Here is an 8,741-nt window from a genome sequence, read left to right on the forward strand (position 1 = left end):
CCAGCCTACCTTCGCCTCGCTCACCAGCGACCGAGCCGCGACGACAGCGCAGCGATCGCCGCGAGGCCTGCGGTCGAGGTGCGCAGCACGTGGTCGCCGAGCCGGGCGCGCACGGCGCCGGCCGCATCGAGCCGCTCGAGCTCGCCCGCGTCGATGCCGCCCTCGGGGCCCACGACCAGCAGCAGGTCGCGGTCGAGCGGCACCTCGTTGATCGAGCCGGGCGCGGTCGGGTCGAGCACGACCAGCCGCCACTCGGCCGCGAGCCGCGCGAGCCCCTCGGTGTCGACGACGGCGCCGACCTCGGGCAGCCTCGGGCGGATCGCCTGCTTGCCGGCCTCGCGCACCACCTTGCGCCAGCGCTCGAGCGACTTCTCGCCGCGCTCGCCCTTCCACTGCACGACGCTGCGGCGCGCCTGCCACGGCACGATCGCGTCGACGCCCAGCTCGGTCGACGCCTGCACGGCGAGCTCCGCGCGATCGCCCTTGGCGAGCGCCTGCGCGAGGCCGATACGCGGCGCGGGTGCCTCGACCGTCTCGACGCGCTGCAGCACGACCGTCACCGCCTCGCGCTGGGCCGCCTCGATGACGCCCTCGGCGAGCACCCCGGCACCGTCACTGACGAGCACCCGCTCGCCGCGACGCATCCGCGAGACGACGGCGGCGTGGTGCGCCTCCTCGCCCGTCAGCGTCACGACGTCGCCGACCTCGGCACCCGCGAGCGCGTCGTGCCAGTAGCAGTGGGCCATCAGAGGCGCAGTCGGTCGCGCATCTTCGCGAAGAGGCCCTGCTTGAACTGCGCCAGGTGCGGCGCGGGCGCCTTGGTGCGCTCGCGGAGCTCGCGCAGCAGCTCCTCGGCGCGGCGGTCGAGCTTCTGCGGCGTCACCACCTGCACGCCCAGCTTCAGGTCGCCGCGACCCGAGCCGCGCAGCCGCGTCACGCCCCGGTCGGCGATCGTGAGGATGTCGCCCGACTGCGTGCCGGGCCGCACCTCGACGTCGACCGGGCCGTCGATGCCCTCGACCGTCGCGCGGGCGCCGAGCGCCGCGTCGGGCATCGACACCTCGACGGTGCCGAGCAGGTCGTCGCCGCTGCGCGAGAAGACGTCGTGGTGGCGCACGTTGATCTCGAGGAAGAGCGTGCCGGCCGGCCCGCCCGCCTCGCCGACCTCGCCCTGGCCGGGCAGCTGGATGCGCAGGCCGGTGTCGACGCCCGCGGGCAGGTCGACCGGGATCGTGCGCTCCGCGCGCACGCGGCCGTGACCGGCGCAGGTGGGGCACGGCTCGGGGATGGTCGTGCCGTAGCCCTGGCAGGCGGCGCAGGGCTGCGAGGTGACGACGTTGCCGAGCAGCGAGCGCACCTGGCGCTGCACGTGGCCGGAGCCGCCGCACATCGTGCAGGTCTGCACGCCGGTGCCGGGCGCGGTGCACGCGCCGTTGCAGGTCTCGCACAGCACCGCGGTCTGCACGCGCAGGTCGCGGTGCACGCCGAACACGACATCGGCGAGGTCGAGGTCGACGCGCAGCAGGCTGTCCTGCCCCGCCTGCCGACGCGAGCGCGGACCGGCGGAGCGGCCACCGCCGAAGAACTGCTCGAAGATGTCGCCGAAGCCGAAGCCGCCGGCGCCCACCGAGGGGCCGCGGTCGTACTCCGCGCGCGACTGCGCGTCGCCCAGCACGTCGTAGGCGTGCGTGACGTCCTTGAACCGCTCCGACGCCTCCGGGCTCGGGTTCACATCGGGGTGCAGCTCGCGCGCAAGCCGGCGGTAGGCCTTCTTGATGTCGTCCTGGCTGGCGTCGCGCTCGACGCCCAGTGTCTCGTAGTGGTCGCTCACTCAGTCCTCGCTCAGCAGCCGCGTCAGGTAGCGCGCAACTGCGCGCACCGCGGCCATGTTCCCTGCGTAATCCATCCGGGTGGGGCCCAGCACGCCCACGTGCCCGTCGCTGCCGTCGGCGCTGTAGGTCGAGGCGACGATCGACGCCTCGCCCAGCGGGCCCGCGAGCTCGCGCCCGATGCGGGTCACCACTTCGCCGTCGCTGCCCATCTCGTCGAACAGGCGCAGCAGCGTCACCTGCTCCTCGATCGCGTCGAGCACCGGCGTGACGGTGCCCTGGAAGTCGCGCTCCTCGCGCACGAGGTTGGCGGTGCCCGCCATGACGATGCGGTCGCCGCCGGTGCCGTGCAGCATCTCGGTCAGCGCGTGCGCGACCGCGGCAGTCGCGTCGTGCAGGGCCTTGGGGGCGGATGCGGCTGCCCCGGCCAGGCGCTCCAGCGCATCGTTGGGTGCGAGGCCGTCGACCGTCTCGGTGAAGGCCCGCCCGAGCGCGGTGGCCTGCTCGGGATCGATGTGCTGGCCCGTGTCGAGGACTCGCTGCTCCACCCGGCCGGAGTCGAGGATGAGCACGGCGAGCACCTTCGTCTCGGAGACCGCGACCAGCTCGACCCGACGCACGACGCCGGGACGGCGCAGCGGCACCTGCACGAGCGCGACCTGGTTCGTCAGCGACGAGAGCAGCCGGGCAGTGCGGGCGAGCACGTCGTCGCGGTCGACCGACTCGTCGAGGAACCTGGTGATGGCCAGGCGCTGGGCGCCGGTGAGCGGCTGCATGCGCTGCAGCCGGTCGACGAAGACGCGGTAGCCCTTGTCGGTGGGCACGCGACCCGACGACGTGTGCGGCGCGACGATCAGCTCCTCCTCCTCGAGGAGGGCCATGTCGTTGCGGATGGTGGCGGCGGAGACGCCGAACGCGTGGCGCTCGACGATCGACTTCGAGCCCACAGGCTCCCGCATCGCCACGTAGTCCTGCACGATCGCGCGAAGGACCTCGAGGCCGCGATCCGAGACCATCGCGCTCCCTCCCCCTGGCACTCTCATCTGCTGACTGCCAATCCTATCGCGCCGTCCGGCGGTTCCCATGGCGCGCACAGCCTCGACGGCGGACAATGGGCGCTGCGGAGCCGTCTCGGCGGGCCGCACGACGATCTCATGAAAGGCACGCCATGTCCGATCCCAACGCTCCGCGTCGCGAGGAGCAGCACGATCCCGCCGACGGTCCCGTGGAGGGCTTCTCCGTGACGGACGAGCAGCACGCCGCACCCAGCGCCCCCGCGCTCGGCGAGCCCGCGCAGTCGTTCTCGTCGCCCGGCGACGCCCCGGGGCCGCGGGCCGACGCGGTGAGCGATGCGCCCGGCCAGCCCGCGTTCAGCTCCGGCGATGCCGCCGGCCAGGAGTGGCAGCACGGTCAGCACCAGCCCGAGGGCGGGCAGGTGCCCGCCGCCGACTTCGGCCAGACCCCGTCCTCCGACTACGGCCAGCCCGCCTCGAGCGCTCCGCAGTTCGGCGCGGTGCCGCCGTCGCAGCCCTACAACCAGCAGCAGCAGCAGCCCGGCAGCGCGCCCTCCTACGGCCAGTCGGCGCCGGGCCAGTCGGCACCGGGCCAGTCGGCGCCGGGCCAGGCAGGCGCTCCGTTCGGGCAGCAGCCGCCCTACGGCGCTCCCGCAGGCAGTGCGCCCCAGTACGGCCAGCAGCAGTACGGCGCGCCCGGTCAGCCGCAGTACGGCGCTCCGGGTCAGCCGCAGTACGCGGCCGCTGCGCCCATGTCGCCGGTCGATGAGAAGAACGCCGGCATGTGGGGGCACCTCTCGGGCCTCTCGACCATCGTCACCGGCGGCTGGGGCGGCTGGATCGGCCCGCTGATCGTCTTCCTCATCTACAAGGACCGCAGCGCGTTCGCGAAGCAGGAGTCGAAGGAGGCGCTGAACTTCGGCATCTTCATGACGCTCCTCACGATCGGGTTCATCATCGTGGGCACCCTCCTGAGCGTCGTCGGCATCGGCGTCATCTTCCTGATCTTCTACTGGCTGCCCGGCCTGATGCAGGTGATCTTCTCGATCATCGGCGCCATGCGGGTCAACAACGGCGGCTCCTACCGCTACCCGTTCAACTGGCGGCTCGTGAAGTAGGCACCGACCCAGACCAGCAGCCCAGGGCAGCAGCTCAGGGCAGCAGGCGGCGCACCACAGCGTCGGCCAGGAGCCGCCCTCGCAGCGTCGGGACCACCCGGCCGGCGAGGGCGGCTCTGCCGTCCACCAGCTGCTCGGCCACGAGGCCCGCCACCGCGCGCCGGCCCTCGGGCTCGAGCAGGTCGATCGGCAGACCTTCCGCGATGCGCGACTCCAGCAGCACGCGCTCGACGCGCCGCGTCTCGTCGTCGAGCACCTCGCGCGCGAGCGCCGGCGAGGCCCCCGCCAGCAGCCGGTCGCGGTAGGCGGCGGGATGCTTCACGTTCCACCAGCGCACGCCGCCGACGTGGCTGTGCGCGCCCGGCCCGAAGCCCCACCAGTCGTGCCCGCGCCAATAGGCGAGGTTGTGCCGCGCGACCCGGTCGCCGCGCGCCCAGTTGGAGACCTCGTACCAGGTGTAGCCCGCGGCGCCCAGCGACGCATCCGCCGCCTCGTACATCGCCGCCTGCAGATCGTCGTCGGGCGCCACCAGCTCGCCGCGGCGGATGCGACGGGCCAGGGCCGTGCCCTCCTCGACGATCAGCGCGTAGGCCGACACGTGGTCGGGAGCCATCGCGATCGCCGCGTCGAGCGAGCGCTGCCAGTCGGCCAACGACTCCCCCGGTGCGCCGTAGATGAGGTCGATGCTGACCTCCAGGCCCGCCTCGCGCGCCCAAGCGACGACCCGCGGCACCCGCTCGGGATCGTGCGTGCGGTCGAGCGCGGCGAGCACGTGCGGCACGGCCGACTGCATGCCGAACGAGACGCGGGTGACGCCGCCTGCCTTCAGCTGGGCGAGGCCGGCGGCATCGATCGAGTCGGGGTTCGCCTCGACGGTGACCTCCGCGCCCTCGGCCAGGCCGAACGCATCCGTCACCGCCTGCAGCATCGCCACCAGGTCGCCCGAGGGCAGCAGCGTGGGCGTGCCGCCGCCGAAGAAGACCGTCTGCATCGGGCGCAGCGGTCCCAGCTCGGCGAGCGACTCGCGGGCGAGCGCCACCTCGGCCGCCACGTCGGAGGGATAGCCGGCGCGCGTGGCGCCGCGCAGCTCGTCGGCCGTGTAGGTGTTGAAGTCGCAGTAGCCGCACCGCACCGAGCAGAACGGCACGTGGATGTAGGCGCCGAACGGCCCGTCGGCCGCAGTGCCCGCCGGCAGCCGGCCGTCAGCCGGTGCGGCCTCGCCCTCCGGCAGCCTGCCCATCGTCAGCGGACGTCGATCGACCGCAGCACATCCATGTAGCGGTCGTGGTACTTCGCGCGCAGCGCCTTGCTGATCGGCGTGCCCAGCTTCGACCACCAGGCCGCCTCGCGCACGATGGCGCGGAAGTGCAGGAAGACGGTCTCGTCCTCGGCGATCTCGATCGTGAAGCGCTCCTCGCCGGCCTCCGGGTGCCCCTCGAGGGTGCCGATGATGACGCCGTGGCTGTCGGCCTCCTCCTCGACCGCGATGACGCGCATCGGGGCGTGGATCTGGAAGCCGAGCACACGGATGCGCTGGTCGACCGAGTCGCCCGGCTGCAGGAACGGCTCGCCGTCGGGGCCGAAGTCCTGCTGCGGCTCGATGCTCGCGGGACGGCTCGCGTCGTTGCCGTCGAATCCGACGGGGCGGTAGACGGTGCCCTCCTCGGTGCCGACCACGTCGACCTCGATGCCGGCGAGCCGCTGGATCTTCCAGGTGCGCAGCGCCGCGACGGCCGCGTCGAAGCGCGGGCGCCCGTGGCCGATGCGCGCGCGCCGCTGCACGACGTCGAAGCCCTTCGGCGGGAAGCGCGTGAAGTCGAAGTGGGCGGTGGCGCCCACGGCGCCGTAGTTCGTGGCGCGATCGCGGATCTCGGTCACTTGGCGTCCTTCTTCGTCTCGCCGGTCGAGAGCGCGGCGATGAACGCCTCCTGGGGGACCTCGACGCGGCCGACCATCTTCATGCGCTTCTTGCCCTCCTTCTGCTTCTCGAGGAGCTTGCGCTTGCGGGTGATGTCGCCGCCGTAGCACTTCGCGAGCACATCCTTGCGGATGGCGCGGATCGTCTCGCGGGCGATGATGCGGGCGCCGATCGCGGCCTGGATCGGCACCTCGAACTGCTGGCGCGGGATCAGCTCGCGCAGCTTGCCGGCCATGAGCACGCCGTAGGCGTAGGCCTTGTCGCGGTGCACGATGGCGCTGAACGCATCCACCTGCTCGCCCTGGAGCAGGATGTCGACCTTCACCAGGTCGCCCTCCTCCTCGCCGTCGAGCTCGTAGTCGAGCGAGGCGTAGCCCTGCGTACGCGACTTCAGCTGGTCGAAGAAGTCGAACACGATCTCGCCCAGCGGCAGCCGGTAGCGCAGCTCGACGCGGTCGGCAGAGAGGTACTCCATGCCGCCGAGCGTGCCGCGGCGGGTCTGGCAGAGCTCCATGATCGCGCCGACGTAGTCCTTGGGAGCGAGGATCGTCGCCTTCACCATCGGCTCGATCACCGAGTGGATCTTGCCGTCGGGGAACTCGCTCGGGTTCGTGACGATGTGCGCCTGACGGTCCTCGGTCTCGACCTGGTAGACGACGCTCGGGGCGGTGGCGATGAGGTCGAGGTTGAACTCGCGCTCGAGGCGCTCGGTGATGATCTCGAGGTGCAGCAGGCCCAGGAAGCCGCAGCGGAATCCGAACCCGAGCGCCACCGAGGTCTCCGGCTCGTAGACGAGCGCAGCATCCGACAGCTTGAGCTTGTCGAGCGCCTCGCGCAGCACCGGGTAGTCGCTGCCGTCGATCGGGTAGAGGCCCGAGAACACCATCGGCTTCGGGTCGGCGTAGCCCTTGAGCGGCTCGGTCGCAGGGTTGCGGAAGGTGGTGACCGTGTCGCCGACCTTCGACTGGCGCACGTCCTTGACGCCCGTGATCAGGTAGCCGACCTCACCGACCGCGAGGCCCTTCGCGGGGATCGGGTCGGGGCTCGAGACGCCGATCTCGAGCAGCTCGTGGCGGGCGCCGGTCGACAGCATCGTGATCTGCTCGCGCGGCTTCAGCGCGCCGTCGATCATGCGCACGTAGGTGACCACGCCGCGGTACGAGTCGTAGACGGAGTCGAAGATCATCGCGCGGGCGGGGCCGTCGACGTCGCCCTGCGGTGCCGGCACGCTGCGCACGACTCGGTCGAGCAGCGCCTCGACGCCCATGCCGGTCTTGCCGCTCACGCGCAGGACGTCGTCGGGGTCGCCGCCGATCAGGCCCGCGATCTCGGCCGCGTACTTCTCGGGGTCGGCGGCCGGCAGGTCGATCTTGTTCAGCACCGGGATGATCTCGAGGTCGTTCTCCATCGCCAGGTAGAGGTTGGCGAGGGTCTGCGCCTCGATGCCCTGCGCGGCGTCGACCAGCAGGATCGCGCCCTCGCAGGCGGCGAGCGAGCGGGAGACCTCGTAGGTGAAGTCGACGTGCCCGGGGGTGTCGATCATGTTCAGCGCGAAGGTCTCGCCGTCGAGCGCCCACGGCATGCGCACGGCCTGCGACTTGATCGTGATGCCGCGCTCGCGCTCGATGTCCATGCGGTCGAGGTACTGGGCGCGCATGTCTCGGCCGTCGACGACGCCCGTCAGCTGCAGCATCCGGTCTGCCAGCGTCGACTTGCCATGGTCGATGTGCGCGATGATGCAGAAGTTGCGGATGCTCGCCGGATCGGTCGAGGCAGGCTGGAGTGCCTTGGTCGCTCGGGGGCTCACGGGTCCTTCTCGATGGGGGGGTGCGGAAACCACCATTCTTCCACAGCGGATGGGTTGCTCGCGTTGCGAGGGCGCCCCGGCCGCTGGTAGAGTCGTTCGTTGGCTTCCCCTTCTTCCGCGCGCCTGGCGTGCGAGGGCGGGTCGCGGCGGGCTCAGGCGAGCGCAAGCCGCCGCCATTCATTCGACAGCAGAGAAGGACACCACACGTGGCGAACATCAAGTCGCAGATCAAGCGCATCCTCACCAACCAGAAGGCGACCGACCGCAACCGCGCCGTCAAGAGCGAGCTCAAGACGGCCGTGCGCGAGGCGAAGAAGGCCATCGCCGCCGGCGACAAGGCCGTCGCGCAGCAGAAGGTCGCCGTCGCGGCCCGCAAGCTCGACAAGGCTGTGTCGAAGGGCGTCATCCACCGCAACCAGGCCGCGAACCGCAAGTCGGCCATCGCGAAGGCTGCCTCGTCGCTCTGAGCTGACCGCTGCACGAAGGGGACCCTGCGGGGTCCCCTTCGTCGTTGTGGGCAACGCGCGTGGGCGCCCCGCCACGGCCCGCCGCGCTGAGTGGCGCCCCCGGTGCCTGAGTGGCGCCCCCGGCACCTGAGTGGCGGCCCCGGCACCTGAGTGGCGCCTCGGGCAGCTGAGTGGCGGCCCCGGCAGCTGAGTGGCGCCTCCGGCACCTGAGTGGCGGCTCCGGCACCTGAGTGGCGGCCCCGGCACCTGAGTGGCGCCTCCGGCACCTGAGTGGCGGCCCCGGCAGCTGAGTGGCGCCTCCGGCACCTGAGTGGCGGCTCCGGCACCTGAGTGGCGACTCCGGCACCTGAGTGGCGACTCCGGCAGCTGAGTGGCGCCGCGGTGCCTGATTGTCGCCTCCGTGTCGCGCCTGGCCCTCCTCTCTCAGGCGCTCGTGTGCGGTCTGCGATCGACGGCGCGTCGACGCAACGACGCCCGAAGACGCGAGCGTCCAAGCGAGCGCGGCCACACCCGCATGACGCGGAGCCGCTACTCGCATGCGGCAGCCGCCACTCACACGCGGGCGCCGCCACTCACACGCGGGCGCCGC

8 protein-coding genes are annotated in these 8,741 nt (G+C 72.1%); 2 read left to right on the plus strand and 6 right to left on the minus strand.

Going from position 1 to position 8,741, the window contains the following annotated elements; translation table 11 throughout:
* Nucleotides 1–20: 20 nt before the first annotated feature.
* The 3 genes from Q9250_RS08255 to hrcA are packed head-to-tail and all read right to left on the minus strand — an operon-like array spanning nucleotide 21 to nucleotide 2,845.
* Nucleotides 21–746, minus strand: coding sequence for a 16S rRNA (uracil(1498)-N(3))-methyltransferase (locus Q9250_RS08255; RefSeq protein ID WP_306231385.1), 726 nt, complete (start codon nucleotides 744–746; stop codon nucleotides 21–23).
* The gene (locus Q9250_RS08260; RefSeq protein ID WP_306231386.1) at nucleotides 746–1,831 is read right to left on the minus strand and encodes a DnaJ C-terminal domain-containing protein; all 1,086 of its coding nucleotides are present in this window, start codon (nucleotides 1,829–1,831) and stop codon (nucleotides 746–748) included. Before Q9250_RS08260 ends, Q9250_RS08255 begins: the two co-directional genes overlap by 1 nt.
* Nucleotides 1,832–2,845 (minus strand): heat-inducible transcriptional repressor HrcA, encoded by a 1,014-nt coding sequence (gene hrcA / locus Q9250_RS08265; RefSeq protein ID WP_306231387.1) that lies wholly within the window; start codon nucleotides 2,843–2,845, stop codon nucleotides 1,832–1,834.
* Nucleotides 2,846–2,997: 152 nt separating this feature from the next.
* Between hrcA and Q9250_RS08270 the strand changes: the two genes are divergently transcribed.
* Complete coding sequence (locus Q9250_RS08270; RefSeq protein ID WP_306231388.1) at nucleotides 2,998–3,960, plus strand: DUF4870 domain-containing protein; 963 nt, start codon at nucleotides 2,998–3,000, stop codon at nucleotides 3,958–3,960.
* Between the two features lie 34 nt (nucleotides 3,961–3,994).
* Here Q9250_RS08270 and hemW read toward each other — a convergent pair whose 3' ends face one another.
* The 3 genes from hemW to lepA are packed head-to-tail and all read right to left on the minus strand — an operon-like array spanning nucleotide 3,995 to nucleotide 7,685.
* Nucleotides 3,995–5,200 carry a radical SAM family heme chaperone HemW gene (gene hemW / locus Q9250_RS08275; protein WP_306231389.1) on the minus strand — a complete coding sequence of 402 codons (1,206 nt, stop codon included), beginning with the start codon at nucleotides 5,198–5,200 and terminating at the stop codon, nucleotides 3,995–3,997.
* 2 nt (nucleotides 5,201–5,202) lie between these two features.
* Nucleotides 5,203–5,838 (minus strand): DUF1990 family protein, encoded by a 636-nt coding sequence (locus tag Q9250_RS08280; protein ID WP_306231390.1) that lies wholly within the window; start codon nucleotides 5,836–5,838, stop codon nucleotides 5,203–5,205.
* A complete protein-coding gene (gene lepA, locus Q9250_RS08285) occupies nucleotides 5,835–7,685 on the minus strand; it encodes a translation elongation factor 4 (protein WP_306231391.1) in 1,851 nt (616 codons plus the stop codon). Before lepA ends, Q9250_RS08280 begins: the two co-directional genes overlap by 4 nt.
* Nucleotides 7,686–7,891: 206 nt before the next feature.
* Between lepA and rpsT the strand changes: the two genes are divergently transcribed.
* Nucleotides 7,892–8,152, plus strand: a complete 261-nt coding sequence (gene rpsT / locus Q9250_RS08290) for a 30S ribosomal protein S20 (protein WP_306231392.1) — start codon at nucleotides 7,892–7,894, stop codon at nucleotides 8,150–8,152.
* The last annotated feature ends 589 nt before the right edge of the window (nucleotides 8,153–8,741 follow it).

Origin of the sequence: Agrococcus beijingensis (assembly GCF_030758955.1) — a bacterium.
Classification (GTDB): Bacteria; Actinomycetota; Actinomycetes; order Actinomycetales; family Microbacteriaceae; genus Agrococcus; species Agrococcus beijingensis.

Excerpts from the sequence above, each read along its gene's own strand:
- Q9250_RS08255 (WP_306231385.1), bottom strand. The coding sequence starts at position 746 with ATGGCCCACTGCTACTGGCACGACGCGCTCGCGGGTGCCGAGGTCGGC.
- hrcA (WP_306231387.1), bottom strand. The coding sequence starts at position 2,845 with ATGGTCTCGGATCGCGGCCTCGAGGTCCTTCGCGCGATCGTGCAGGAC.
- Q9250_RS08270 (WP_306231388.1), top strand. The coding sequence starts at position 2,998 with ATGTCCGATCCCAACGCTCCGCGTCGCGAGGAGCAGCACGATCCCGCC.
- hemW (WP_306231389.1), bottom strand. The coding sequence starts at position 5,200 with ATGGGCAGGCTGCCGGAGGGCGAGGCCGCACCGGCTGACGGCCGGCTG.